This window comes from Maridesulfovibrio frigidus DSM 17176 (assembly GCF_000711735.1).
Lineage (GTDB): Bacteria > Desulfobacterota > Desulfovibrionia > Desulfovibrionales > Desulfovibrionaceae > Maridesulfovibrio > Maridesulfovibrio frigidus.
The window spans coordinates 229,671-253,374 of record NZ_JONL01000002.1 but is presented as its reverse complement, the minus strand read 5'-3'; the positions used below and the strand labels follow the sequence as shown (position 1 = coordinate 253,374).

At 44.6% G+C, this 23,704-nt stretch carries 25 protein-coding genes; 7 read left to right on the top strand and 18 right to left on the bottom strand.

Annotated elements, in window-relative coordinates:
* Positions 1-6: 6 nt before the first annotated feature.
* From BR06_RS0105410 to BR06_RS0105390, 5 genes are all read right to left on the bottom strand, one after another.
* Positions 7-366 (bottom strand): NifB/NifX family molybdenum-iron cluster-binding protein, encoded by a 360-nt coding sequence (locus tag BR06_RS0105410; protein ID WP_031480902.1) that lies wholly within the window; start codon positions 364-366, stop codon positions 7-9.
* A gap of 1 nt (position 367) precedes the next feature.
* Positions 368-706, bottom strand: a complete 339-nt coding sequence (locus BR06_RS0105405; RefSeq protein ID WP_235727671.1) for a NifB/NifX family molybdenum-iron cluster-binding protein — start codon at positions 704-706, stop codon at positions 368-370.
* A 236-nt stretch (positions 707-942) separates the two neighbouring features.
* Entirely contained in the window at positions 943-2,277 is a 1,335-nt protein-coding gene (locus tag BR06_RS0105400; RefSeq protein ID WP_031480898.1) for a sigma-54 interaction domain-containing protein, read from the bottom strand.
* 116 nt (positions 2,278-2,393) lie between these two features.
* Positions 2,394-3,050 (bottom strand): hydrogenase nickel incorporation protein HypB, encoded by a 657-nt coding sequence (hypB, locus tag BR06_RS0105395; RefSeq protein ID WP_031480896.1) that lies wholly within the window; start codon positions 3,048-3,050, stop codon positions 2,394-2,396.
* 20 nt (positions 3,051-3,070) lie between these two features.
* A complete protein-coding gene (locus BR06_RS0105390; protein WP_031480894.1) occupies positions 3,071-3,418 on the bottom strand; it encodes a hydrogenase maturation nickel metallochaperone HypA/HybF in 348 nt (115 codons plus the stop codon).
* Between the two features lie 160 nt (positions 3,419-3,578).
* On the opposite strand from BR06_RS0105390, the gene BR06_RS0105385 reads away from it, so the two are divergent.
* A complete protein-coding gene (locus tag BR06_RS0105385) occupies positions 3,579-4,235 on the top strand; it encodes a CBS domain-containing protein (protein WP_031480892.1) in 657 nt (218 codons plus the stop codon).
* Between the two features lie 102 nt (positions 4,236-4,337).
* Here the strand turns inward: BR06_RS0105385 and BR06_RS20695 are convergent, their stop codons facing one another.
* Entirely contained in the window at positions 4,338-4,649 is a 312-nt protein-coding gene (locus BR06_RS20695) for an IscA/HesB family protein (RefSeq protein ID WP_235727670.1), read from the bottom strand.
* Between the two features lie 195 nt (positions 4,650-4,844).
* Here BR06_RS20695 and BR06_RS0105375 point away from each other — a divergent pair, with 195 nt between their 5' ends.
* Positions 4,845-5,399: a TetR/AcrR family transcriptional regulator gene (locus tag BR06_RS0105375; protein ID WP_031480890.1), complete on the top strand. Its 555-nt coding sequence runs from the start codon at positions 4,845-4,847 to the stop codon at positions 5,397-5,399.
* Between the two features lie 68 nt (positions 5,400-5,467).
* On the opposite strand, the gene BR06_RS0105370 is transcribed toward BR06_RS0105375, so the two are convergent.
* On the bottom strand, positions 5,468-7,954 hold the full coding sequence (locus BR06_RS0105370) for a heavy metal translocating P-type ATPase (protein WP_031480888.1): 2,487 nt from the start codon (positions 7,952-7,954) through the stop codon (positions 5,468-5,470).
* Positions 7,955-8,093: 139 nt separating this feature from the next.
* Between BR06_RS0105370 and pyrR the strand changes: the two genes are divergently transcribed.
* The 3 genes from pyrR to BR06_RS0105355 all read left to right on the top strand — a co-directional run bounded on the left by pyrR (position 8,094) and on the right by BR06_RS0105355 (position 9,893).
* On the top strand, positions 8,094-8,639 hold the full coding sequence (pyrR, locus tag BR06_RS0105365; RefSeq protein WP_031480886.1) for a bifunctional pyr operon transcriptional regulator/uracil phosphoribosyltransferase PyrR: 546 nt from the start codon (positions 8,094-8,096) through the stop codon (positions 8,637-8,639).
* 84 nt (positions 8,640-8,723) lie between these two features.
* Positions 8,724-9,260, top strand: coding sequence for a homoserine kinase (gene thrB / locus BR06_RS0105360; RefSeq protein WP_031480885.1), 537 nt, complete (start codon positions 8,724-8,726; stop codon positions 9,258-9,260).
* A 24-nt stretch (positions 9,261-9,284) separates the two neighbouring features.
* Entirely contained in the window at positions 9,285-9,893 is a 609-nt protein-coding gene (locus BR06_RS0105355; protein WP_031480883.1) for a hypothetical protein, read from the top strand.
* 133 nt (positions 9,894-10,026) lie between these two features.
* Here BR06_RS0105355 and BR06_RS0105350 read toward each other — a convergent pair whose 3' ends face one another.
* A complete protein-coding gene (locus tag BR06_RS0105350) occupies positions 10,027-10,872 on the bottom strand; it encodes a WcbI family polysaccharide biosynthesis putative acetyltransferase (RefSeq protein ID WP_031480880.1) in 846 nt (281 codons plus the stop codon).
* 160 nt (positions 10,873-11,032) lie between these two features.
* Here BR06_RS0105350 and cobT point away from each other — a divergent pair, with 160 nt between their 5' ends.
* Together cobT and selD are read left to right on the top strand one after the other, a co-directional pair.
* Positions 11,033-12,112, top strand: coding sequence for a nicotinate-nucleotide--dimethylbenzimidazole phosphoribosyltransferase (gene cobT / locus BR06_RS0105345; RefSeq protein ID WP_031480878.1), 1,080 nt, complete (start codon positions 11,033-11,035; stop codon positions 12,110-12,112).
* Positions 12,113-12,142: 30 nt separating this feature from the next.
* Positions 12,143-13,186, top strand: coding sequence for a selenide, water dikinase SelD (selD, locus tag BR06_RS0105340; RefSeq protein WP_084154031.1), 1,044 nt, complete (start codon positions 12,143-12,145; stop codon positions 13,184-13,186).
* A 112-nt stretch (positions 13,187-13,298) separates the two neighbouring features.
* Here the strand turns inward: selD and BR06_RS0105335 are convergent, their stop codons facing one another.
* The 10 genes from BR06_RS0105335 to leuS all read right to left on the bottom strand — a co-directional run bounded on the left by BR06_RS0105335 (position 13,299) and on the right by leuS (position 23,675).
* On the bottom strand, positions 13,299-13,517 hold the full coding sequence (locus BR06_RS0105335; RefSeq protein ID WP_031480873.1) for a hypothetical protein: 219 nt from the start codon (positions 13,515-13,517) through the stop codon (positions 13,299-13,301).
* A 224-nt stretch (positions 13,518-13,741) separates the two neighbouring features.
* A complete protein-coding gene (locus BR06_RS0105330) occupies positions 13,742-14,014 on the bottom strand; it encodes a helix-hairpin-helix domain-containing protein (RefSeq protein ID WP_211252469.1) in 273 nt (90 codons plus the stop codon).
* Entirely contained in the window at positions 13,992-14,927 is a 936-nt protein-coding gene (hemC, locus tag BR06_RS0105325; protein WP_031480869.1) for a hydroxymethylbilane synthase, read from the bottom strand. Before hemC ends, BR06_RS0105330 begins: the two co-directional genes overlap by 23 nt.
* A gap of 31 nt (positions 14,928-14,958) precedes the next feature.
* Positions 14,959-15,213 carry an FmdB family zinc ribbon protein gene (locus BR06_RS0105320; RefSeq protein ID WP_031480867.1) on the bottom strand — a complete coding sequence of 85 codons (255 nt, stop codon included), beginning with the start codon at positions 15,211-15,213 and terminating at the stop codon, positions 14,959-14,961.
* Between the two features lie 215 nt (positions 15,214-15,428).
* Entirely contained in the window at positions 15,429-17,942 is a 2,514-nt protein-coding gene (lon, locus tag BR06_RS0105315; RefSeq protein WP_031480865.1) for an endopeptidase La, read from the bottom strand.
* Positions 17,943-18,107: 165 nt separating this feature from the next.
* Positions 18,108-18,380, bottom strand: a complete 273-nt coding sequence (locus BR06_RS0105310; protein WP_031480863.1) for an acylphosphatase — start codon at positions 18,378-18,380, stop codon at positions 18,108-18,110.
* Between the two features lie 16 nt (positions 18,381-18,396).
* Positions 18,397-19,080 carry a RadC family protein gene (gene radC, locus BR06_RS0105305; protein ID WP_031480861.1) on the bottom strand — a complete coding sequence of 228 codons (684 nt, stop codon included), beginning with the start codon at positions 19,078-19,080 and terminating at the stop codon, positions 18,397-18,399.
* 386 nt (positions 19,081-19,466) lie between these two features.
* Complete coding sequence (gene holA / locus BR06_RS0105300; protein WP_031480859.1) at positions 19,467-20,456, bottom strand: DNA polymerase III subunit delta; 990 nt, start codon at positions 20,454-20,456, stop codon at positions 19,467-19,469.
* An 89-nt stretch (positions 20,457-20,545) separates the two neighbouring features.
* Entirely contained in the window at positions 20,546-21,052 is a 507-nt protein-coding gene (lptE, locus tag BR06_RS0105295) for an LPS assembly lipoprotein LptE (RefSeq protein WP_031480857.1), read from the bottom strand.
* A gap of 112 nt (positions 21,053-21,164) precedes the next feature.
* Positions 21,165-23,675 (bottom strand): leucine--tRNA ligase, encoded by a 2,511-nt coding sequence (leuS, locus tag BR06_RS0105290; RefSeq protein WP_031480855.1) that lies wholly within the window; start codon positions 23,673-23,675, stop codon positions 21,165-21,167.
* Between the last annotated feature and the right edge of the window lie 29 nt (positions 23,676-23,704).

Below are 23,704 nucleotides of genomic sequence, written 5' to 3'. Positions count from 1 at the left end.
TTTGGCCTACCAATGCCCGTCTTTGTCTGCGCCTGAAGCAGCTTCAAGTTTTCCGTCTTTATATGTTGCAAAGGCTTGGGCAACAGTTCCACCTTCGATCAGGTGAACTGCGATTTTTCCTTTATCTAAAGCGGTAAAAGCTTTTGGTCCGACATGACCTGTGATTATTGCCTTTGCGCCTGTTGCAGCAACATTTTGCGCAGACTGAATTCCTGCACCCTGTGCAGCATTCAGGTTCTGAGTGTTGTCTATGAATTCATGTGAATCGTTTTCGGTATCAAGAACCATGAAACCTTTTGCCCGGCCAAAACGTGGATCGACTAGGTCTGTTAATTCGCAGCCTTGGCAGCTGATTGCAATTTTCATTTTATTTCTCCTTGAGCCTGTTGTTGGAAGGAATGTTTTGAGTGCGATTTTGTCTGCACCTGCCGTTTTGCCGTGCTCTGCCTGAGCAGCCCGGCATCATGAATTTCTCAAGCTGTCCTAATTGGTACGCTTCAAGAACTTCATTAATTGTTCCCCTGACCCAGGGGATGACTTTAATTCCGGCTTGTTCCAGTGTGTTTCTGGTGCAGCCGCAAATTGCGCCGCATATTAAAGATGTTGCCCCGCAGGTCAAAGTGGCGGATGTCCTGTCCTTTGGGTCTTCTGAGGGAAGGGATAGGAGACCCACGGGGCAAATTTTATGGTCGTTAATTTGGAACATCTTGAGTTCCGTAGTGCTATCAAATACAGAGGCCAGCCTGTCTTCATAGCAGGCCAAACAAAGCGTTTCGGCGTTATTTGTTGTGTGTTGTTTCTGTCCTCTCATGACGGAGGACAAAGCATTAGACGTGCCTGAACAAACAATATTTTATATTGTAAGTGTTTAGGGGTATTTCAATGGTCTGGGGGATTTATGACGAGGCGTTTTATGCGCCGCTTATTTGTAATCAGGGCTAGTTATGCGCCCTTTTCCTCGCAGCGGGAGATTGCTCTGCGTAAGGTATCTTTGGATATGCCGAGTTCCCTGCAAGTAGCCATTTTTTTACCATTGTTTCTTTCAAGAGCGCGGCTGATTGCTAAGCATTTTACTTCTTCCAGAGTCATGGGGTGGTCTTCAGAGGGTGGGGGACAGCGATTATGGGGCTGTAGGTATTCAGGAAGATGCTCAACCTGAATGAATCCGGCCGGGCATAGAATGAATGAAAATTCGAGGATATTTTCCAGTTCTCGCACGTTTCCCGGGAAAGGGTGCCGCATGAGAATTTGGATTGTATCTTCGGAAAGGCCTTCAATTTTTTTGCCCTGCAAGATGTTAAATCTATTTATGAAGTGATTAATTAACAAGGGAATGTCTTCAGGACGTTCTTTAAGAGATGGCAAATTGAGGGTAACCACATTCAGTCTGTAAAACAGGTCCTGACGGAACATGCCATTCTCTACAAGTTCAGCAAGGTTGCGGTTGGTTGCTGCAACTATTCTCACGTTTGCCTTCACGCTGGCAACTGACCCCAGAGGCTCGAAAGTTTTTTCCTGAAGTACCCTGAGGAGTTTAACCTGAAGTTTGGCTGGCATGTCGCCGATTTCATCGAGAAAAATTGTACCACCGGCAGCTAGTTCAAAGCGACCCGGCTTATCTTTGCGCGCATCGGTAAATGCTCCGGCCTTATATCCGAAAAGTTCAGATTCAAGTAAATTGTCCGGTAAAGCGCCACAGTTTACTGCCACGAAGGGGCTGTGTTTTCGATCACTAAGGTTGTGGATTGCGCGGGCAAAAAGTTCTTTACCTGTGCCTGATTCGCCTAAGAGAAGAACTGTGGCTTCGCTCTTACTCACTTGCGGCATGATAGAGAATACTTTGGCAAGGGGCTTACTTTTGCCGATGATGTCTTCAAATCTCCATGAATCTAGCACTTCGCGGCGCATAACTTGAATATCGGTGAGATCTCGAAAGCTTTCGACGCCGCCGATGATTTTTCCGTCAGCATCTACAAGAGGAGCCGCGCTGATAGATACAGGTACTTTTTCGCCGTCGGCATGGATGAAAAATATTGATTTGTTGCTGATGCGGTCATTGTGTTTCATGCAGGAGCGTAAGGCGCAGTTCCCATCGCACAGGCTGGAGTGAAATACTTCCCAACACTTGGAGCCGACAGCATCTTCTCCGGGAATTCCCGTGATCCGGCTGGCAGCTTCATTGAAGAAAGTAATGTTCCAGTCTTTGTCTACTGTGAAGACTCCGTCCGCAAGTGAGTCCAGTACAGCAGAACAGGGGAGGTTGCTGGGAAATTTCATTTTCCGCTCCGCATGTTTCCAGTTGTTCTGATCTAAATAATGCGCCCCTATCGATTTGTCATCTTCAAGGGGCGCGGGTTAGCTTTCTTAAGCTTATCTGAGATCAGCTTTTTTATTTAAGCTTTTGTAGCTCTCGCTTCTCTAAGCCACTGATACCAGCCTTCAAGCCCTTCTCGTGAGCGACAGGAAAGAGGGAATATTTTAATATCAGCATTAAGTTTGCTGGCGTGCTTTTTAGCTTTTTCCATATCAAAATCAACATAAGGAAGAAGGTCGATTTTGTTCAGGATCATTACAGAAGAAATGTGGAACATGAGGGGGTATTTTTCAGGTTTGTCATCACCCTCAGTCACAGTCAAAAGAGCAATTTTGTGATCTTCACCTACATTGAATTCCGCAGGACAAACTAAGTTACCTACGTTTTCAACGAAAAGGATATCAAGACCGTCAGTGTCAATCAGGCTCAGAGCCTCTTTAACCTGACTAGAGTTAAGGTGGCATCCACCGTCGGTATTGATCTGGACTGCCTGAGCTCCAGTTGCAGCAACGCGGCGTGCGTCGTTGTCTGTCTGCAGATCACCTTCGATAACAGCCATCTTGAACTCACCTTTAAGGTCTGTGAGTGTCTTTTCCAAAAGGCTGGTTTTACCTGATCCTGGAGAACTCATAAGGTTGAGGCAAAGAATCTTGTTATCTGTGAAAAATTTGTTTAGTTCTTCAGAAATTCTGTCATTTGCTTCCAGGATATTCCGTATGATAGGCACTTCAGCCATTTTAATCTCCTTATTTAGTCTTAATCAATCTCTATGCCTTCGATGTGCAGTTCCTTCCCTTGAAGGACTTTGTGTCCTATTTCGAGGTCGCAATCGGGGCATGGCATGTAAAGTTTATCTTCAGGGATGAATTCTTTCGAGCATCCACCGCAACTTACTTTTATTGGTATTTCATTAACAACAAGAACCGATCCTTCAAGCGGGGTTCCCATTGTAATGGCTTCCCATCCGAAGGTTAGAGCGTCTGATACGATTCCGGCGAGGGCTCCGTTTGCAACTGTAACTTTCTTAAGCTTTGCATCGGGGTGTTTCCTCAATTCCTCTTCCACTATGGCAAGTATGCTTTGAGCTATTGACATTTCATGCATAAATTTGGACTACCTCAAAAAAGTATCAGGGGCAAGATACTTCCTGTCATAACCCTTGCGTAAGTGGTAGTAGTGTTTTATCGAGCATTAGTGCAGCACAAAACTTGAGCCATAAATTTTTTTACGAAGCCGGGCTTCCCGGACTCTGGAGGACTTATAGATGTATGTAGGACTGAAAATGCTTAAGGATTTTGTTACGGTAACTCCTGAAACTTTAGTGAAGGATGCGGACAAACTTCTAGAAGATAATCAGTTGTGGATGCTTCTTGTCAAAGATGGTGAAGACCTTGTCGGTTATGTCACCAAAGAGGATGTCCGAGCAGCTTTGCCTTCAATTATTACTTCTCTCGAGAAGCACGAACTGAACTATTTACTTGATAAAATCACAGTTAAAGATGTGGTTCGTAAAACTATAACAACAATTCCTCCTGAGACAGATATAGAAGCTGCTGCAGATCTGATGTTTGAGATGAATCTTTCCGGCCTAGCTGTAGTCGATGAAGACGAAAAACTAATCGGCTATATCAATCGTAATAAGATGCTTGAAGTTCTTGTAGAAGAAATGGGTCTTAAGCACGGTGGATCGCGGATAGTTGTCGAAGCTGAAGAGCGCACAGGGGTTCTTTATGAACTTGCTGGAATTATTTCAAATATGAAATACAGCATTATCAGTACTGGTCTTTTTTATCATAAAAGTCGCAGAATGGTAGTTGTACGCATCGATACTGAAGATCCTGCGCCAGTCATTAGCGCTTTAAAAGAACGCGGACACAAAGTTGTCGGGCCTTCTGATTTTATGAGCGAGTGGAAAGTTTAATTTTATCTTATTTATTCATATGACACAGAAAAGGCCGTTTCATTTAAGAAACGGCCTTTTTTATTTGGGTCTATGACCCCGGAAACATTCTGTGACGACTGGTTAGCCGCAGCTTCCTGAGCAGGATCCGCATTCTCCGCCGCCGCCCATATCCATATCGGATGTGATAACAAATCCGCTATAGCTTAGGTCAACTTTAAAAGGGCTTCCCTGTCCATTCAGTTCTTTGTCTATAAGAAACGTAAAACCTGCAGCATCTATATTTTCGTCATTATCTTTTGGCTCATCCAGAGCCAATGCCAATCGGGGGCCTGCTCAGCCACCGGTCGCAAGATAGATGCGTATAGGGGTTTTGTCTTTATCTGCAAAGTAGCTTTCTAACTGCTTGCTAGCAGCTTCTGTAATTTCAACCATTATTCCCTCCTTATAGGACATGTCTATCCAAAAATAAGTTTTCTATCGAGTTTTGTCAAATGCACTGTGTTGACCTTAACAGCCGCTTAAGGTAGGAATTACGCTGTTATTAAGTGTTATCAATTATAACGCATTAGTTAAAGATATTTCAACAAGATTAACTAAACGCCTCTGGCGTTTATCTGGAGTCAGCAAATGAAAACCAAAGATATCATCTTGGCAACAGCCAAGGAAATGATCTCTCAGGTGGGTTTCCATAGAGCCACAACCTCGAATTTAGCGAAGACTGCCAATATTTCTGAAGGAACTATATATAGGCATTTTGAAAGTAAGGAAGATATTCTTCTTCATATTCTTGCAGCACTTGAAGAGCAGTTCGCTAATTATATTGAGAGTATTCGCCAGAAACTTGATAAAGATCAATGTTCTCTGGAAATGATAATGGAAGAGTATTTTACCTTTGTTGAAGCCAATGAAGTTGAGGTTAAGATCATGCTTTCCACTTATGGATTGCTCGATTCTTCAAAGCGACTTATGGCTATTTTCCTTAAGAATCTTGAATTGATTCTACAGGATTGCATGAAGCTCGGAATTAAGAGCGGAAAAGTAAAAGACGTTCCAATAGAAGAAAATGCAACAGTAGTGATGACAATTATTTTTGGTTTGACCAGATTACATTTGTACTGGCCTAACGAAACAGATGTCCGCACTGAAGCTATTGAATTCTGCCGTCGCAGTCTTCTCAAATAGTATTTACAGCAGATTAATTTTAAAGGCTGCCTAACTTTAGGCGGCCTTTTTTTTATGGATTTTATGGGCTAATCTTCGATTGAGAAAAACTTAAGCCGCAATGCGTTTGTTACCACGGTGACTGAGCTTAGTGACATTGCCGCTGCCGCAAACATGGGGGAAAGAGTCGGGCCTCCGAATATATAAAGGACTCCGGCGGCAACAGGAATTCCCAGTACGTTGAATGCGAATGCCCAGAATAGATTCTGTTTAATGTTGCGAACCGTAGCCCGGCTGAGCGAGATAGCAGTTAGCACTCCCGTTAAATCCCCTTTCATAAGCACCACATCACCGGACTCGATGGCAACGTCTATCCCCGTTCCCATGGCTATTCCTAAATCAGCCGAGGCAAGAGCCGGGGCATCATTAATCCCATCCCCGATCATAGCAACTCTACGCCCTAAACCTTTTTCTTTGTTAACTACTTCAGCTTTACGATCCGGCATAACTTGCGCGACGACTTCATCAATCCCTGCGCTGTTCGCAATAGTTCGAGCAACTTTTTCATTATCTCCTGTCAGCATAATTGTTTTCACGCCAAGCGCGTGCAGCTTTTTAATTGTAGCAGGCGCTTCTTCTTTAATTTTATCCGCAATAGCCAGAATTCCGATCAACTTACCGTTCTTGGCGATATAAAGCGGGCTTTGTCCTGCCTCTTCAAAACGAGTAGCGGCAGCTTGCGCATCTTTATTGTTAAGATCTCCGACAAAATTTCGATTTAAATATTCCTGATTACCAAGCAACATGGAATATCCACCCGTCTTGGTGGCAATGCCTAGACCCGCCACCGCATTGAATGAAGTTGTTTCTGGCAGCGTTAACTTCGCGTCTTCGGCTCCGCGGAGAACCGCTTTTGCCAGAGGATGTTCCGATTGCTGTTCCGCAGATGCGGCGAGGGCTAGAACTTCATCCGCATCATTTCCTTCTATGATGAAAGTGTCTGCAAGCTCAGGCTGTCCGTAGGTCAGAGTGCCTGTCTTATCGAAGATCATAGTGTCTATTTTGCCAGCAGTCTCAAGAGCTTCACCTGATTTAACAAGGACGCCTAGCTGTGCTCCGCGCCCAGTTCCGACCATTATGGCTGTCGGCGTTGCAAGTCCCATGGCGCAAGGGCAGGCAATAACCATTACGCTGATGAAAATACGCAGGGCAAAGGAGAATGGCTCGTCGCTGAATCCGTACCAGCAAAGTCCTGAAATAACGGCAATAGCCATAACCGTAGGCACAAAGTAAAAGCTCACAGTGTCAGCTAAGCTGGATATCGGAGCTTTTGATCCTTGTGCTTCCTGCACCAACTTGATGATGCGTGAAAGAACCGTGTTTTCTCCGACATTTTTAATGCGAACTTTGAGCGCGCCTCCACCAGTATTAACTGTACCACCTGCAACATCATCGCCGATTGTCTTGGAGACTGGCATACTTTCGCCTGTAAGCATTGACTCATCAATCTCGGAATGTCCTTCGTAAACGGCTCCGTCAGCACCGACTCTGTCGCCGGGGCGGATTAAAATATTATCGCCGGGGCCGATTTCTTCGATGGGAGTTACAATATGTTCTCCGTTTTCCAGCAAGATGGCTTTTGCCGGAGTCAGATCCATAAGTTTTTCAATGGCTTCGGATGTTCGCGATTTAGCACGTCCTTCCTGAAATTTTCCAAGAGAAATAAGCGCGATGATAGTAGCAGCTGATTCAAAATAAAGGTCCATGGCCTTCATTTGAGGATCAATACCCATGGCGATTTCAATAAGGTTCCAAAGTGAATAAACGAAAGCCGCAGATGTTCCCACAGCGATCAGAGAATCCATATTCGGTGCGCCGCGCATAAGAGTAGGGAACCCGTGGATGTAAAAATCTTTACCGAACCACATGACAGGCAGGGTTAGAAACAATTGAATAAGAGCAAAACCAAGCGGTGAGTAGTGCGGATTGATCATCTCAGGTAGCGGCATGCCCACCATATGGCCCATGGTGATTATGAGCAGTGGGATGGTAAACGCCAGCGCATTGATCAACCGCTGTTTCATTAAAGCCAGTTTTGCTTCGTTTTGCTTGCGCCTAGCGTCGAAATTTTTGTGTGCATCTTTTGTCTCTTCAACTTTCCCAGCCTCAAAGCCAATATCTGAGATTGTTTGTCTGATATTACGAAGTGAAATTATAGCGGAGTTAAATTTTATTGTAGCAGACTCACCGGGTAGGTTTACCGCCGCTTCAATGATTCCGTCAGTCACATTTAAAACGCGCTCAAGCCTTGAAGAGCACGCTGAACAGGTCATGCCGGATATTGGGAGCAGAACTTCGGTTCCTTCAATCTTTTCGGTGGCTTCAAAACCTGCCATTTCAACGGATTCCATGACTTTTTTGGTGGACGTTATCTGCTCGTCAAATTTTACAGCTAAGGATTCAGTAGCCAGATTAACGCTGGCGTGGTTAACTCCATCCATGTTACCGATGACCCGTTCAAGGCGTGTTGAACATGCTGAACAGGTCATTCCTTTGATTTCAAAAAGAGCATTCATAATATATATCCTGATTAGGGCGCGCTCAGGGATTGCATTGCCCCGTTACATTTTTTATAGCTATTCCCGAAAGGGATACTAATTAAAAGATTAAACAGACTTTATTTAAATACTAGAGCTTCTTTAAAGGAAGATTAATATGCAGAATCAAAAAATTATACTTTCAGAAAAAGCGATGGCTCGAACTCTGGAGAGACTTGTTTCAGAGGTAATGGAGCGTCGCGGCGACAACGAGAATTTGGCTATAATCGGCATTCAGCGCCGTGGAGCGGATCTGGCCCAGAGATTAAAAGATTTGTTAGACGACCGCCTTGGTAGGAAAATACCTCTTGGGAAGCTGGATATCAATCTTTATCGTGATGATTGGACAAATTTAAGCCGTCAGCCATCCATTAATTGCACCGAGATTCCTTTTGATATTGAGTCTTCATCAATTATTCTGGTTGATGATGTTCTCTTTTCGGGAAGGACTGTTCGTGCTGCACTTGAGGCTGTTCTGGATTTCGGAAGGCCACGCAGAGTTGAGCTTCTAGTCTTGGTTGATCGCGGACATCGTGAGCTTCCTATACGAGCAGATTACATAGGTAAAGAAGTCAGAACCGGTGGCGATCAGCATGTGAATGTGCTGGTCAAAGAGCGCGACGGCGAAGATAAGGTTGTCCTTACCCTGCCTGAAACAAAGTAGGCGCTGTACGCACTGAATTGGTTTATGATTGTGGATAAAATTTTCGCTAACAGTCCATATTAAATTATAAAGGTTTGGTTTCATATGAGTGATAGAGATTTGAAATTTTCCGAAGCCAGCGGAGTCAGCCTTATCGGGATGGCCGGAGCAGGCAAATCAACACTCGCTCCCCTTTTAGCTGCGAAGCTGGGCTGGAGGAACCTTGATACCGATCTGGTAATAGAAGCTTTCTACGGCAGGCTTTTGCAAGATGTAGTAGATTATCTCGGAGTGGAAAAGTTCCGTGAAACAGAAGATGAAATATTATCTACTCTCGGCGCTATCAGGACGGTTGTTTCTACGGGCGGAAGCGTTATTTATGGCGCACGGGCAATGGAAAATTTACAAAGGCTCGGACCTGTTATCTATCTTTGTATAGATTGCGAAACCTGCCTTGAGCGGGTTGGAAAAGGGGACGGACGCGGTCTTGCAAAAGATCCTGAGCAGTCCCTTGAAGCCCTCTATAATGAACGCGTGCCTATCTATGAGCGCTACGCCGATTTTACAATTGATACGGATAAATTTTCATCTGATGAATGCGCTGAGCAAATTGCACAGTGGCTTAAGTCGATACAAGAATAAAAGAATATAAAGGTTGAATAATTCATGAAAAAACTGACCAGACAAGCCGTTTTCCGTAAACTTGATTCCCTATACGAACGCATGGCGGACGTTTATGCCGAAACTTCAGCAAAGATAGGTCTATCTTGCGTTGACTGCGAAGATAACTGCTGTACCAGTTACTTTCAGCATCATACATATGTTGAGTGGCTATACTTGTGGCAGGGGCTAAATAAGCTGTCAGAAGAAAAAAGAAACGAATACGTGCAAAGGGCCGCTGACTATGTCAGATCATCGCGTGGAATGCTCGAAAACGGAGTGCGCCCAAAAATTATGTGCCCGCTAAATGATGAAGGTTTGTGCGGAGCATACAAGCATAGACTAATGATCTGCCGGATGCACGGGGTAGTTAATGCCTTGCGTCAACCTAATGGTCTGGAGCGCTCATTCCCCGGATGTTTCAAATGTCAGGCTATTACTGCGGAAATGGAAAATGTTCCTGTATTAGACAGAACTCCGCTCTATAAAGATCTAGTTGGTCTGGAAATGGCTTTGCTCGGTAATAAAATAAGGACTATGCCCAAAGTAAATCTCACACTCGCTGAGATGATCGTAATGGGTCCTCCAGATATAAATAAACTTTCACAGAAGTAATTTTATAGTTTTGGAAGAAAAGAATGGGTGATTTCGCTTTCAGCTGGACCAAAAGCCTATAGCCGTTAGGCGAGAGTTTCTGCTCGAGTCTTGCGGATATTGAGAGTGCAACAGATAATCCCCTTTGGAAGCCTTAGCTGGGGGGAGTTGTCTTCTTAGCTGTTGCGTGTAGGAAACTTATGAAATCTTTTATGCCCATCTGGCGGCATTTTATGTAGCGGATGGCATATTCTTCGAAAGTCAGGCTTGCCCCGTAGACGTTGTAGCGGGTTTCCGGGCCTGCGAATTCTAAGCCTAAGTATTCTGCTATTTGTGGATGAATTGGCTGCTCGAATTCGGGGAACGGTTCAGGGAATGTTTCAATTTGATCGCAGGTTACCTCGGGCCACTTAAGTTCTGAGAGAATTGTATTTGCAGTGCGGCTGAGCAGCTCCGCGCTGGGATGATTGATAGTGTTAAACAATCTCTTTTGCTTATAGTTATCGAGTATGTAATCGAAATATCCGGCGGAGCATAAACTTTCTTTGGCCCTTTCTATCTGTTCAGATTTGGCAATAATGGATTCGAAATCATAAATTTTTGTGAGCTTGGCATTCATAAAAAGGTGCAGAATCTGTGATTCGCTGAGATCTCTTTCGATCAAAGATTCAAGGAATGTATCAGTGTAATCGAATCCTTTTTTACCTGACCAGAGTGGCCAGTAGTGAATGAAAAGCATGCTCGGAAAGGCGATGGTTTTACAGCCTTGTTTCATCTTGCTACAAAGGTTCGCTGAAGAGAATTCTTTCCACGGTTCTGCAAGGTGTTGGTATATAAAAATATCACAATTTGCTAATAGCTCATCAGGAATTACTTCACGTATATAATTGGTGAAACGGTGAATTTCGTAAGTTTCCGAAAACTCGCGACTAAGTCGCAAGAGATTCTCAATAGGTTCACCTTGGCAATTCGCCTGTAATATGCAAACTTTCTTCTTCATTATAGAACGCAGGCTAACATAATCAGTTATGATAGCACAACAAAGAGAGTTCCTCCCTGTCGATAGGGTTTCCAAAGGGGGTTATCCCTTTTGGTCCAGCTGAAAGCGCATCCAAATGTCAAATAGCCCGCAGGGCATCAAATTTCTTAGGTAAAAATAAATGACAAATTATTCCAAAGCAGATTTAGAAAATATAATATCACAGGTAGCAGAAGTTGATTCTGCTCTTGAGAAATCTGCGCGCGCCCACTTGGATAATTTAACTAAGCCGATGGGCAGCCTTGGTCGGCTGGAAGATCTTGCGGTTAAGATGTATGTTGCATCGGGCGGCAATCCTCCTTGTTCCGATCCTGCTCGTATTTATACCATTGCGGGCGATCATGGCGTTAATGCAGAAAATGTGAGTTTTTATCCGCAAGAAGTCACTCGCCAGATGGTGGAAAATTTTGTCCGTGGCGGTGCAGGCATTAATGTGCTGGCTAGAACTTCGGGCGTTGAGCTTATGGTGGTTGATGCTGGTTGTAAGGGCGGTAGTTTTCCTGATCATCCTGACCTTATTCAGCGCAAGATTGGTGATGGAACAGCAAATATTTCTAAGGGGCCAGCCATGACTGAGAAGGATTGCTTAAAAGCAATTTTTCTTGGTATTGATCTGGCTGATGAAGCTCATAGGGATGGGGTTAAGACTCTTGGTACTGGCGAGATGGGTGTTTCAAATACGACACCGTCTACTGCTCTTTACTGTGCATATTTCGGTTTGGAGCCTAAGTTAGTAACTGGTCCCGGTGGCGGCATTGATGCTGAAGGCGTGATCAGAAAGACTGGAGTTGTTTGCGACGCTCTTGCCGCTAATGGAGAGGTTGTCGCGGAGGGTGGTGCTCTTTCAATCCTTACAGCTTTGGGTGGTTATGAAATTGCCGCGCTTGCTGGACTGATCATCGGTGGTGCTAAAAACAGACAGATGGTTTGTATCGACGGTTTTATTTCAACTGCGGCTTATGCGGCGGCTTATAAGCTTTGTCCTGCTGTGGGGGGTTATTCTGTTTTGAGCCATGCCTCAGCTGAGCCCGGTTATGCTGGAGTTGTGAAGGCTCTTGGCAGACGTCCTTTGCTGCATTTGGATATGCGTCTTGGTGAAGGGTCTGGCGCGGCGCTTAGCATGTTTATGCTTCGGGTTGCTTCGAATATTTATACCGATATGGCGACATTTGATGATGCCGGAGTCGATCCCGGTACTTGATATTTATTGTTTTACTGAAAGGAGAAGACTATGTCCGCTTGGGAACTGGTCAAGACTGTCAAAGCCGCGGGTTGAGCCGCCAAGATCGCTCCGGGGGACCTGGAGCAAGTGCTTGAAGGTTTAGCTGTTGAAGACGAGCGTCTGCTGACTGGACTGGGGGGGAATGATGATTCCGCCATAGTGTCTTTTCCTGCGGGCAAAGCTCTCGTGCAGACTGTGGATTTTTTAACGCCAGTTGTGAATGACCCATATTGTTTTGGACAGATTGCGGCTGCTAATTCACTTTCTGATGTATATGCTATGGGCGGTGTTCCATGGACCGCGATGAATATTGTTTGTTACCCCATGAAAAAAATGGGAAGCGAAGTTCTGCGCGAAATTTTAAAAGGCGGCATGGATAAAATCCGTGAATCCGGAGCTGTTCTGGCTGGCGGACATAGCGTCGAAGATGATGAAATTAAGTATGGTCTGTCGGTTACAGGCTATATTGACCCAGATAAATTTGCTTCTAATAAAGGTCTCTGTGAAGGGGACCATTTATTGCTTACCAAGCCACTGGGAACTGGGGTATTGGCAACTGCTCTTAAAGCAGACTGGGACGGGGCCGAGCGGTTTGAGAAAGACGTTTATAAATGGGCTTCACGGCTAAATGTGACTGGTGGGAAGATCATTCGTGAGCTTGGTTTGCTTGGTGCTACGGATGTCACTGGGTTCGGACTGGGTGGGCATGTGCTTGAAATGGCTGCCGCATCTGGAGTTGCTGTTGAGTTGTGGCTGGATAAAGTGCCATTCATGGATGATGTGGTTGAACTTGCATCCATGGGACTGCTTCCGGCTGGAAGTTTTGCCAATCGTGATTTTTGTAGTTCGCAGGTCGAAGTTAAAGATTGTGCAGATCAAATTAAGACAGATCTTGTGTTTGATGCTCAGACTTCCGGCGGATTGATTTTAGCTTTGCCTGAATCTAAACTTCGTCAGGCAACAGATATGCTGCTTGAGACTGGGGATTTGGCTGCTCATGTGGGGCAGGTTGTTTCTTGTGACTCGGGCCAGGGGCGGTTGCGGATAGTGTAAAGATTATTTCTATATATTTTGAATAACAAAAAGCGCGTATCTGTTACAGATTCGCGCTTTTTAATTAAGTGAAGTCGGTGTACTTAAAGTCGAATGGAGGTGGCCCTGAGCACTATGCACTGCCGTGACTCGATGTTACAGCCTGAATCAGATTTCCGCTGGCATTATAAACCGGGGATGATTCAATCTTTACGAGTTCGCGATGCATTGATGGGTCCGCGAAAGCCTGTCTGTGCAGCCTCTTGCGCTGTAAAACCTTCATTGAGTTAGCTACGTTTTCTGTTTCCCTTGGAACCTGAGCAACCTGAGTTAGATCTGGTGAGTTTAGCATTTGGACCTCCATCCGTGGAAGTTATAATTGAAATACTCTTTAAAATTGTTCCTCTTTAATATTCTTATCGGTTTCAGAGTGCAAAACTTTAGAGTAAAAAAGATTAATTTATAAAACTTAATAATTAAAGATGCTTTGACTGAACAGTAAAAAGCCCGAAATCTATGTGCGAACTATATGCACAAGATTTCGGGCTTTTTTATTGTCAATGGTTGTGGATCTAATCAGTCTTTCCAGCTCCACCATTTTTCAAGGTGCGGATCGCGTTCTTTATTATTAACGCAGTAATTTACGCATCTGAAAACGTAGAGCATGCAGCGATCCACGTGCTGCCCTGCTAATTCTTCCAACTGGATATACATTTCTTCCGGATCTTCGCCCTTTAGGTCTTCAAGCGCGCGATATCCCATGTTCCAGAGGTCTTCGGCAATAACTTTGCCAACTCCTGGTAGAGTGCGGAAGCTTTTTAGTATGCTAGCCTTTGCCGCATTCTGCATAGACACGGTCGAGAATTTCTTTTGCACCTTTGGCAAGAACGTCGTCGGCTAATTTCATTCCAATGTCCCATGCTTCGACAGCTAATCCAGTTCTTTCCATTCTGATAGGGGATGTTCCGTCGATATCTGCAACAAATCCAGTCAGCTTGATATTTTCACCTTCAAATACAGACCATGCTGCGATGGGAACCTGACAACCGCCTTCAAGCCCAGTCAAGAATCCGCGTTCAGCGCGAACCTGCTGTGCTGTTTCTTCATGGTGAATGAACTTAAGGATATCTTGAATTTCGGTATCTTCAATTCTATACTCGATTCCTAGCGCGCCCTGTGCCACTGCTGGCAGGAAGGTCGGAGGTCCGAGAATTTCGCTCTTAGGAGCGGAAAGATTGAGTCTGTTCAGACCCGCTGTAGCAAGTATAATGGCGTCAAAATCGCCAGCAAGAAGTTTGCCCACACGGGTATCAAGGTTGCCGCGCAGAAATTTAACCTCAAGATCGTCCCGCAGGGCTAGGAGCTGCGACTGTCTACGTAGGGAGCTCGTTCCTATAACTGCGCCAGCAGGAAGGTCTTTGAGCGATGCATATTTAACGGATAGAAGAGTGTCGGTGTCAGCTTCTCTTGGCGGAATGATACCTACTTCTAGCCCTTCAGGAAGCTGAGTCGGTACGTCTTTCATGCTGTGAACAGCCAGATCTGCTTTTTTCGCTAGGAGCGCTTCTTCGATCTCTTTTACGAACAATCCTTTGCCGCCAACTTTTGCAAGTGGAACGTCCAGAATTATGTCGCCCTTTGTTTTGATCTTGAGCAACTGAACTTCGATGCCGGGGTATTCCTTGCGAAGAAGGTCAGAGATATGATTAGCCTGCCAGAGAGCAAGTTTGCTTCCGCGGGTCGCGATGGTAATTTTTCTCATAGTGCCGCCATTTATTTTAAAATTTTGTGAATTAACCGCAAGAAGAACAGTCGCCGCCGGAACATCCTGCGCAGGCGCTACCACTTGATGACGGTGCCGGAGCAGATGGAGCCTCGCCCATATCTCTGGAATCGGCGCCGCCGCCAGTTTTAAACTTACACGCGGAAATTAACTTTCCGGTACTTTCGGATTTACATTCGGGACAGGGAGGACATTCATCTCGTTTGAAGACAAGTTCTTCAAACTCTATTCCACAGTCCGCACATTTATATTCGTATATAGGCATGAATTACTCCATGTTTTAAAGTCTAGTCGCGAAAAATTCATAGCCCAAAACAGCCGGACGGGCAATGTCTTGCTTTCATATAAGTACGGTTGGAGTAATTGCAACCTAAAACGAATCATCCAATTGGTGAATGTTTTTGTTTAATTAATTGCTTAATAAAAAGCGCGGCCTGCCTTTTGGCAAGTCGCGCTTTTATAATAATAGCTGTTAATTTACTATTTAATCTTAGCCTTAGGCCAAACTTCTTCGATCCTTTCGATTGGGGTAATATCAATCATAGCACGTAGATCATCAGGAATGTCTTCAAGGTCTCTCATGTTCTGAGCAGGGATGAGAGCACGCTTCATTCCGAGAGAGACTGCTGCAAGAATCTTTTCTTTTATTCCGCCAACAGGAAGAACTCTTCCGCGCAGGGATATTTCACCTGTCATTGCGAGTTCTGGATCAGCAGGGATGTTGGTTAGCGCAGATACAAGCGCTGTAACCAGTGTAACACCTGCGGAAGGGCCGTCTTTCGGGGTAGCGCCGTCTGGAACATGGATGTGCAGGTCCATTTCTTCGTGGAAGGTAGGGCTGATGCCGTATTCTTCCGCATGACGGCGAGCGAAGGATACAGCTGCCTGCGCAGATTCCTTCATTACATCACCGAGCTGTCCTGTCAGAAGCAGCTTACCCTTACCGGGCATAGCTGAAACTTCGATATGAAGAATAGTGCCACCGAATGGAGTCCAGGCAAGGCCTACTGCAACTCCCGGAGGTAGTACCTTTTCTTTTTCATCTTCAAGGTAACGAGGAATACCCAGCAGCTTATGAAGAACTTCAGTTGTGACCTCGAATGGTCCTTTCTCGCCTTCAGCTTTTTTACGAGCTAACTTGCGACAAACCGATCCAATTTCACGTTCAAGGTTTCTAAGTCCTGCTTCGCGAGTGTATTCTGTGATTATTTTTGCCAGTGTTTCATCATTCATGATGAGTTCGTCTTCTTCAAGCCCATTTTCCTTTGTCTGGCGGGCAATGAGGTAACGACGGGCAATTTTGACCTTCTCGTGCTCAGTGTAACCGGGGAGTCTTATTACTTCCATGCGGTCAAGTAGAGGACGGGGAATCGAATCCAAAACGTTAGCTGTGCAAATGAACATGGCTTTTGAAAGATCATAAGGCACGTTCAGGTAATGATCGGTAAATGTGTTGTTCTGTTCTGGGTCGAGCACTTCAAGCAGAGCTGAAGATGGATCGCCGCGGAAATCAGAACCGAGCTTATCAATTTCATCGAGCATGATAACTGGGTTGCGGGTTCCGCACTGCTTGATTCCCTGAATGATGCGGCCAGGCATTGAACCTATGTAGGTTCTGCGATGACCGCGGATTTCAGCTTCATCACGCATTCCGCCAAGAGACATACGGTGGAATTTGCGTTGCAGACTGCGCGCAATCGAGCGACCAAGGGATGTTTTACCAACACCTGGAGGGCCCACGAAACAAAGGATAGGTCCTTTCATTGACGGATTAAGTTTGCGCACACTCAAGTATTCAAGGATGCGCTCTTTAACCTTTTCGATATCGTAGTGATCTTCATCGAGGATCTTTTTAGCTTCTATAATATCAAGACGATCGCGGGACTGTTTTTTCCAAGGAATTTCAGTCATCCAATCGAGGTAGGTCCTGATAACGGTAGCTTCTGATGCTTCGGGGTGCATCGCTTCAAGGCGGCGGAGTTGTTTTTCCGCTTCCTTGCGCACTTCTTTCGGCATTTTGGCTTTTTTGATTGCGTTTTTCAGCTCTTCCATTTCCTCGGCTTCATCGTGAGATTCACCAAGCTCATTTTTAATGGCTTTCAATTGCTCACGTAGATAAAAATCGCGTTGAGCTTTATCCATGCCTTCTTTTGCCATGGACTGAATCTTATTCTGCATGGAAGCGACTTCGACTTCCTGAGTCAGCTGAGTATTGACCAGTGTAAGTCTTTCAACTGGACCTTCGCATTCAAGGATAGACTGGGCTACGGGTACCTTCATGCGCAGATTAGATGCAATTAGGTCGGCAAGCCTTCCCGGTTCATCAACGTTATTGAGTACGCTCATAATATCTGCGGAAGAGATGCCTCTAAGCGAAAGTATTTTTTCACTCTGTTCGCGTGAAGATCTGATCAGAGCTTCCTGCTGAGGAGTGATAGGCTCTGCTTCTTCTTCTGAAATTGTTCTGATTTCAGCAACGTGGAATGGTTCGGAACCGATAAATCTTTTTACCTTGGCTCTAGAAACACCTTGCACCAGAACTTTCAGTCTGCCATCAGGCATTTTGAGCATGCGCATAATCATACAGACTGTACCAGTCTTATAGAGATCGTCATGCTCGGGAGTTTCAATGCTCTCATCTTCTTGAGTTAGGATGAGCACGTAGCGGTCGCTAGTCATGGAGGCTTCAACGGCGTTAACTGATTTCTCACGGCCTACAAAAAGAGGCAGAATCATATAGTTAAATACAACTATATCACGAACAGCTAAAACCGGAAGAGTCGACGGGATATCCGTATGAATATTTTCATTCATGTGTCCGGTTTCATCTAAAAGGTCTGCCGCATCGTGTAGTACATTCAGCGGAGACACAGGAGGTTTGTTTAGCCCTTGATCATTTCCGGCGTCAGATTTGAAATGCTTTTTGGTAACCTTTTTAGCTTTTTCTTTTCTCTTAAGCTTGAGTGGTTTGATCGGGGATTTCTTTTTTTTCAACTGAAGATCCTTATGTCAAAGTGGTTATTTATTGCGATATATTAAGAGCAATACCAATCCATCTCCTTCCCTGAAAACGGTCTGGAGTATGAATATGCTCATAAGTACTATTCAAAACCTGTTGCAGGATAGGTCCTCACTAACAGGTTTAAAGCTATTTATTGGTCAGCGAATTTCAAAAGAATCGTGCTTTGTATCATAATCCATCCATCCGCATTTCAGGTCAGAAACCTGCGACAGAGGAGATCCTACAAGCAGTCTTTTTTTCATTTCAGCGATATTATCTTCATTTCCCTGTAGCAGAACTTCGACCTTTCCATCATCGAGATTTCTAGTCCAGCCACCGAGACCTAGCGCAACCGCTTGATCATGAATCCATGCACGAAAGTAGACACCTTGAACTTTACCAGTAACAACACAATGATATGCTTTAGTCATCGAGTCCTTCCTATGGCTAAAATTGCAAACGTCCTTCCTTCTTAAAACTGAAAAATTTATCAGCGGTAACTATCACGTGATCAAGTAACCTTATTTCAAGCTCAATGCAGGCAGAGGCTATCTCCATAGTCCTTGAAAGATCCTCGGGGGATGGATTCGGGTCTCCTCCGGGATGGTTGTGGGCTAAAATCACTCCACTTGCGTTGTTTCTCAAAGCCAGTGAAACAACTTCTCTAGGGAAAACCGCAGTTTTATCAACAGTTCCTTCGGAGAGCTTTTCCCAACATATCACTTTATTGCCATTGTTGACCAGTGCTACCCAAAATTGTTCGATTGCCAAGTTTCCTATACGAGCAATTGCCGCATTCGCTACCGCTTCTGGCGAAGATAGAGCGTTTTGAGTAAACATAGGTTCTTCAGACATTCTGGCCCAGAATTCTCGAAGAAGAGTAAAAAAAATAATAACTCCAGGTCCAATTCCTTTTACTTTTTTTAGTCTTTCATCCGAAGCTCTGAACACTCCGCTCAAAGAATCAAAATCCGCAAGCAGCGCCTTCGCAATTGGCTTCGTGTCCTGCCTGGGAAGGACTTGCCCCAGCATTAGTTCTAATATCTCATAATCAGCAAGATTTTGAGAATTGCTACAAAGCCGTTCTTTTAATCTCTGCCGATGTCCATGGTAGTGTGGTTTGTCCTTCATAAGTAAATAGTAAGTATGCTTTGGCAAGTCGTATAGTTAAAAAAGATAAAAAATGTGTAAAATATTGAAAATAACACGGAAAAAATGAAATAAAGGCAATTTTAGATCATTTATGAATAAATAATTAGTCTAAATCGGATCATTCATCCAAATAATAATATGGATATCCTACTTAAGGCCATGAATTAGATTATATGAAGTCAGAATAAACTGTAAGTTTCGGCAAATCAACTCGTGTATGATACGTTTTAGTCTGTTTTCGTGTAAAAAACATTATTTTTTATAAAAAACGAGTTTTTTACGTGAAAAAGTGAGCGAATTTAGCTCGCGAATAATATAAAAAAGAGATTTGTCAGTAGCTGCGGAGAGTAATTGCTAGATAAGGTTTAGCGTCTGCTACGGTTTGGAGCAGTGGGAGCAAAAAGAGACGTAAGCGCTGCAACCATTAACTCTAAGGCTTGTTCCGGTTTTCTGTTACCAGTCTTGATCCCAATTTCAGCTTCCATAACGATGTCGAAAAGTTTTGCAATTCTTGCTGGCCCGATACGTGTGGCTAAGGTCATTTTTTGCTTCTTAACGAAAGGGGGCAATCTTACAGATGACTCTTCTCCGTGAAGCATCATCCACAATGCTCTTGCTTCACGAGTGAGGGAAGCTGTGAGCATAAAGACCATGGAATCTTTTTCCATGTGATTAGTGAGAACTCTACGCCATATTTCGATAGGGTCACCGCCCTGAGATATGGCATTCATGAATTCAAAGAAATTCATATCGTCGGAGAAAGCGATCAAGCTTATGTGGTCTTCCAAAAGTTTTTTGTCAGGGCCAGCAGCTAGTTCTAACTTATCCAGTTCAAGCTTTGCGGCTCTAGCATCTTTAGGGAGTGCTTTGATCAGTGAATTTTTGACTGGATTTTCCATGGTAATGGAATTTTTGGCAGCCCATTTATTAATGAAGCCAGCAATAGATTTTTCGTCAAGTCCGGCAGATTGCCATGTCCATTTTTGTTTTTCAGCGAATTTCCAGCACTGGCGTTTTTTCAATACCGCAGGAACTGGAGGTCCTTTTCTTTCCCACTTGCCTTCTAGGCAGATGAATAGGAATGAGGAGTCAGAAAGCGATGCCAGAGCTTTGTCCAGCATTTTCCAAGTGGCTGTTTTGATTTTGTGCGCGCGGCGAAGGACAACGGCTTTACTGGAGCCGAAAAGAGTCTGGAGAGTTAAATCGTCCCAGAAATTTGAAGGTAGGTCTTCGTCCGCCCAATAGACTTTCTTCTCAAAATCGGAGGAATTATTACTTTCAAGTAATTCACTGATGCGCGCATGTAATAGCTCGGCATCAGGGCAGGTCAGAAAGATGTATCCCGGTCTGGACATGTTTATCCTGCTTAATTTTTAGCTTCTAAGTAAATCGGCTTGGGCTGTTTAAGGCTGCGTATCGCAAGTACATGTGGCTAAAAATGAACTTAATAGGCCTGATTCATGCGGTCTACGAGCCTGCGAATCATAAGTTCTACGACCAGATCCTGTGTAGTGTCTTCCTCATCTTCATAATAAGATTCAGTGACTTCTACTGTTCCGGAGTTCCAGATTATATGACCATCTGCTGCGTCAGTAACTTTCATCTGAACTTTGAGAATGGAGTTGTATTTCAGGGTCTCATCGTTGTTGCCAAGTACACGGCTGTTATTGGAAAAGCTTATAATTTTTAGACTGATGAGCGCTTCTGCTTTCGATTTTTCAACCCATACCAGCTGTCCGCGACGTGTAATTTCATCTCTGAGATCTCCTCTTAGTCGAGGTTCAAGCCAACGTTCGAGGGTAGGATTTGTTACTTCAGAAATGGCAACTTCGTGAAATTTTTCAGAGAGTGTATTCGGTTCGCTTTCAGAGTTATGATAGCCACACCCGCTGACAAAGAAAACGAGACAAAGTAGTAAGAGGAGTCGTTTTACGGAGTTGGTGGCAATCATTTGGAATGTCCCTGTAAGCCGCGTTTAGCGGGTTGTTGTTAGCAATGTGTGAAAATGAGCTGTGAAAAATATTTATGAAAAAGGGGCGGATACATCCGCCCCTCATAATTAACTAATTAGCTACGATGTTAACCAGTTTACCCGGAACAACGATCACTTTTCTAACTGTCTTGCCTTCGATGAATTTAACAACATTCTCGTGAGCAATCGACTCTTTCTCGATATCTTCTTTGCTTGCTGAGGCTGGAACTGAGATCTTAGCTCTCATTTTTCCGTTAACCTGAATAACTATGAGCAGCTCGTCGGTGATGAGTGCAGATTCGTCATATTCAGGCCATGCAGCGGCAGCAACGATTCCTTCGTAGCCCATGATTTCCCATAACTCTTCACATAGATGTGGAGTAATAGGAGCAAGAACAGTAAGTACTGTGCTGAAAGCTGATGACAGTGCAAATTTTCCGTCTTTTGACTCAACCAATGTATCTTTAAGAGCGTACATCTCGTTGACCAGTTCCATGGTAGCGGCAATAACTGTGTTGAACTGGAATTTGTTTTCCATATCACGGCTAGCGCGGTTGACGGTTTCATGTTCTTTGCGGCGAAGTTTTTTAGCGTCGGATGAGAGTTCGAATCCTTCCGGCTTGGCGCAAGCACCAACTGGAGAAATTAAACCTTCAAGTCCTTCAGCCAGTCTCCATATTCTGTTCAAGAAGCGGGAAGAACCTTCTAGCCCCTGATCGCTCCATTCGAGATCCTTTTCAGGAGGAGAAGCAAACAGAATGAAAAGTCGGGTTGCATCTGCGCCGTATCTCTGAATCATGGAATTTGGATCAACTACGTTGCCTTTAGATTTTGACATCTTGGCGCCGTCTTTGAGTACCATTCCCTGAGTCAGCAGGTTTTTAAACGGCTCAGCAACTTTTGTGTAACCTTCATCACGCAGAGCTTTGGTGAAGAATCTGGCGTAGAGCAGATGCAGAATCGCATGCTCAATTCCACCTATGTACTGATCAACTGGAAGCCAGTAATCAAGTGCTTCGGGATCGAATGGGCCATCTTCTTTCCGCGCGCTTGTGTAGCGTAATGGGTACCATGAAGATTCAACAAATGTGTCCATGGTGTCAGTTTCTCGCTCAGCAGGCTTTCCACATTTAGGACAGATTGTGTTGACGAAAGATTCCATCTGCGGAAGCGGGGAGCGGCCATCTTCGTTCATTATTGCGTCTTCTGGCAGGATGATTGGAAGGTCTTCGTCCGGCACTGGTACAATTCCACACTGATCACAGTAAATTACAGGAATCGGTGATCCCCAGAATCTCTGGCGTGAAATATTCCAGTCGCGCAAACGGTAATTGATCGATTTTTTGCCTTTACCGCTTTTGCCAAGGTAACTGACAATCGCGCCTTTAGCTTCATCGTTCGGCATACCGTCAAAGTCACCTGAGTTAACGAGAACTCCAGGGGCTGTGAAAGCTTCTGTCATTTCATCAAGATTCAAATTTTGATCTTTAGGATGAATGACTATCTGCATCGGGATGTCGTATTTTTTCGCAAATTCATAGTCGCGCTGATCGTGTGCTGGAACGGCCATAACTGCGCCAGTTCCGTAACCCATGAGTACGAAGTTTGCCACGTAGATAGGCATCTTTTCGCCGTTAAGCGGGTTGATGCAGTATGATCCCGTGAACACACCTTCTTTTTCAAGGTCATCAGCGGAGCGGACAATCTTGTCTAGATTGGAAACTTTAGTCACGAATTCACGGACTTTTTCAGCTTCCGGTTTGCCGTTGATGAGCTTTTCCACCATGGGATGCTCAGCGGCAAGAGACATGAAGGTTGCACCGAAAAGTGTATCTGGTCTGGTTGTGAATACAGCAATTTTGTTATCGCTGTCGCTTGGTGCGTCGGCAACTTCAAATTCAAGCTCTGCTCCGACACTTTTGCCGATCCAGTTGCGCTGCATTGTCAGAACTCTTTCAGGCCATCCGCCTTCAAGATTTTTGAGGCTGTCTAGGAGTTCTTCTGCATAATCGGTAATACGCATGAACCACTGGGACAGTTCTTTCTGTTCAATAACAGTCTCACAACGCCAGCAAAGGCCGTCTTCAACCTGTTCGTTCGCAAGGACAGTATTACAGGTTTCGCACCAGTTAACCGGAGATTTCTTACGGTAAATTAAACCTTTTTTCAAGAAATCTAGGAAGAACTGCTGTTCCCATTTGTAATAACCGGGATGACAGGTCGCCATCTCACGTCTCCAGTCATATGAATAACCTAGACGGGATAGCTGAGTACGCATGTCGTCGATATTGGCGTAGGTCCATTCAGCAGGATGGGTGTTGTTTTTGATCGCTGCATTTTCAGCAGGCAGACCGAAAGCATCCCAGCCCATTGGGTGAAGGACGTTGAAGCCTTTCATTCTCTTATAACGAGCAACAACGTCTCCGATGGAGTAGTTGCGCACGTGACCCATATGGATTTTACCTGAAGGGTACGGAAACATCTCCAAGACATAGTACTTGGGACGAGATGTATCTGTTTCTACGTGGAAGGCGCCTGTGTCGGTCCAAGCCTTCTGCCATTTGTTTTCGATTGTTTCTGGGTTGTATTTCCCGAAGCCCATTATAAAATCCTTGCGTAATATGTCTAATA

Excerpts from the sequence above, each read along its gene's own strand:
- BR06_RS0105410 (WP_031480902.1), bottom strand. The coding sequence starts at position 366 with ATGAAAATTGCAATCAGCTGCCAAGGCTGCGAATTAACAGACCTAGTC.
- BR06_RS0105405 (WP_235727671.1), bottom strand. The coding sequence starts at position 706 with ATGTTCCAAATTAACGACCATAAAATTTGCCCCGTGGGTCTCCTATCC.
- BR06_RS0105400 (WP_031480898.1), bottom strand. The coding sequence starts at position 2,277 with ATGAAATTTCCCAGCAACCTCCCCTGTTCTGCTGTACTGGACTCACTT.
- hypB (WP_031480896.1), bottom strand. The coding sequence starts at position 3,050 with ATGGCTGAAGTGCCTATCATACGGAATATCCTGGAAGCAAATGACAGA.
- BR06_RS0105390 (WP_031480894.1), bottom strand. The coding sequence starts at position 3,418 with ATGCATGAAATGTCAATAGCTCAAAGCATACTTGCCATAGTGGAAGAG.
- BR06_RS0105385 (WP_031480892.1), top strand. The coding sequence starts at position 3,579 with ATGTATGTAGGACTGAAAATGCTTAAGGATTTTGTTACGGTAACTCCT.
- BR06_RS0105375 (WP_031480890.1), top strand. The coding sequence starts at position 4,845 with ATGAAAACCAAAGATATCATCTTGGCAACAGCCAAGGAAATGATCTCT.
- BR06_RS0105370 (WP_031480888.1), bottom strand. The coding sequence starts at position 7,954 with ATGAATGCTCTTTTTGAAATCAAAGGAATGACCTGTTCAGCATGTTCA.
- pyrR (WP_031480886.1), top strand. The coding sequence starts at position 8,094 with ATGCAGAATCAAAAAATTATACTTTCAGAAAAAGCGATGGCTCGAACT.
- thrB (WP_031480885.1), top strand. The coding sequence starts at position 8,724 with ATGAGTGATAGAGATTTGAAATTTTCCGAAGCCAGCGGAGTCAGCCTT.
- BR06_RS0105355 (WP_031480883.1), top strand. The coding sequence starts at position 9,285 with ATGAAAAAACTGACCAGACAAGCCGTTTTCCGTAAACTTGATTCCCTA.
- BR06_RS0105350 (WP_031480880.1), bottom strand. The coding sequence starts at position 10,872 with ATGAAGAAGAAAGTTTGCATATTACAGGCGAATTGCCAAGGTGAACCT.
- cobT (WP_031480878.1), top strand. The coding sequence starts at position 11,033 with ATGACAAATTATTCCAAAGCAGATTTAGAAAATATAATATCACAGGTA.
- BR06_RS0105335 (WP_031480873.1), bottom strand. The coding sequence starts at position 13,517 with ATGCTAAACTCACCAGATCTAACTCAGGTTGCTCAGGTTCCAAGGGAA.
- BR06_RS0105330 (WP_211252469.1), bottom strand. The coding sequence starts at position 14,014 with ATGCAGAATGCGGCAAAGGCTAGCATACTAAAAAGCTTCCGCACTCTA.
- hemC (WP_031480869.1), bottom strand. The coding sequence starts at position 14,927 with ATGAGAAAAATTACCATCGCGACCCGCGGAAGCAAACTTGCTCTCTGG.
- BR06_RS0105320 (WP_031480867.1), bottom strand. The coding sequence starts at position 15,213 with ATGCCTATATACGAATATAAATGTGCGGACTGTGGAATAGAGTTTGAA.
- BR06_RS0105310 (WP_031480863.1), bottom strand. The coding sequence starts at position 18,380 with ATGACTAAAGCATATCATTGTGTTGTTACTGGTAAAGTTCAAGGTGTC.
- radC (WP_031480861.1), bottom strand. The coding sequence starts at position 19,080 with ATGAAGGACAAACCACACTACCATGGACATCGGCAGAGATTAAAAGAA.
- holA (WP_031480859.1), bottom strand. The coding sequence starts at position 20,456 with ATGTCCAGACCGGGATACATCTTTCTGACCTGCCCTGATGCCGAGCTA.
- lptE (WP_031480857.1), bottom strand. The coding sequence starts at position 21,052 with ATGATTGCCACCAACTCCGTAAAACGACTCCTCTTACTACTTTGTCTC.
- leuS (WP_031480855.1), bottom strand. The coding sequence starts at position 23,675 with ATGGGCTTCGGGAAATACAACCCAGAAACAATCGAAAACAAATGGCAG.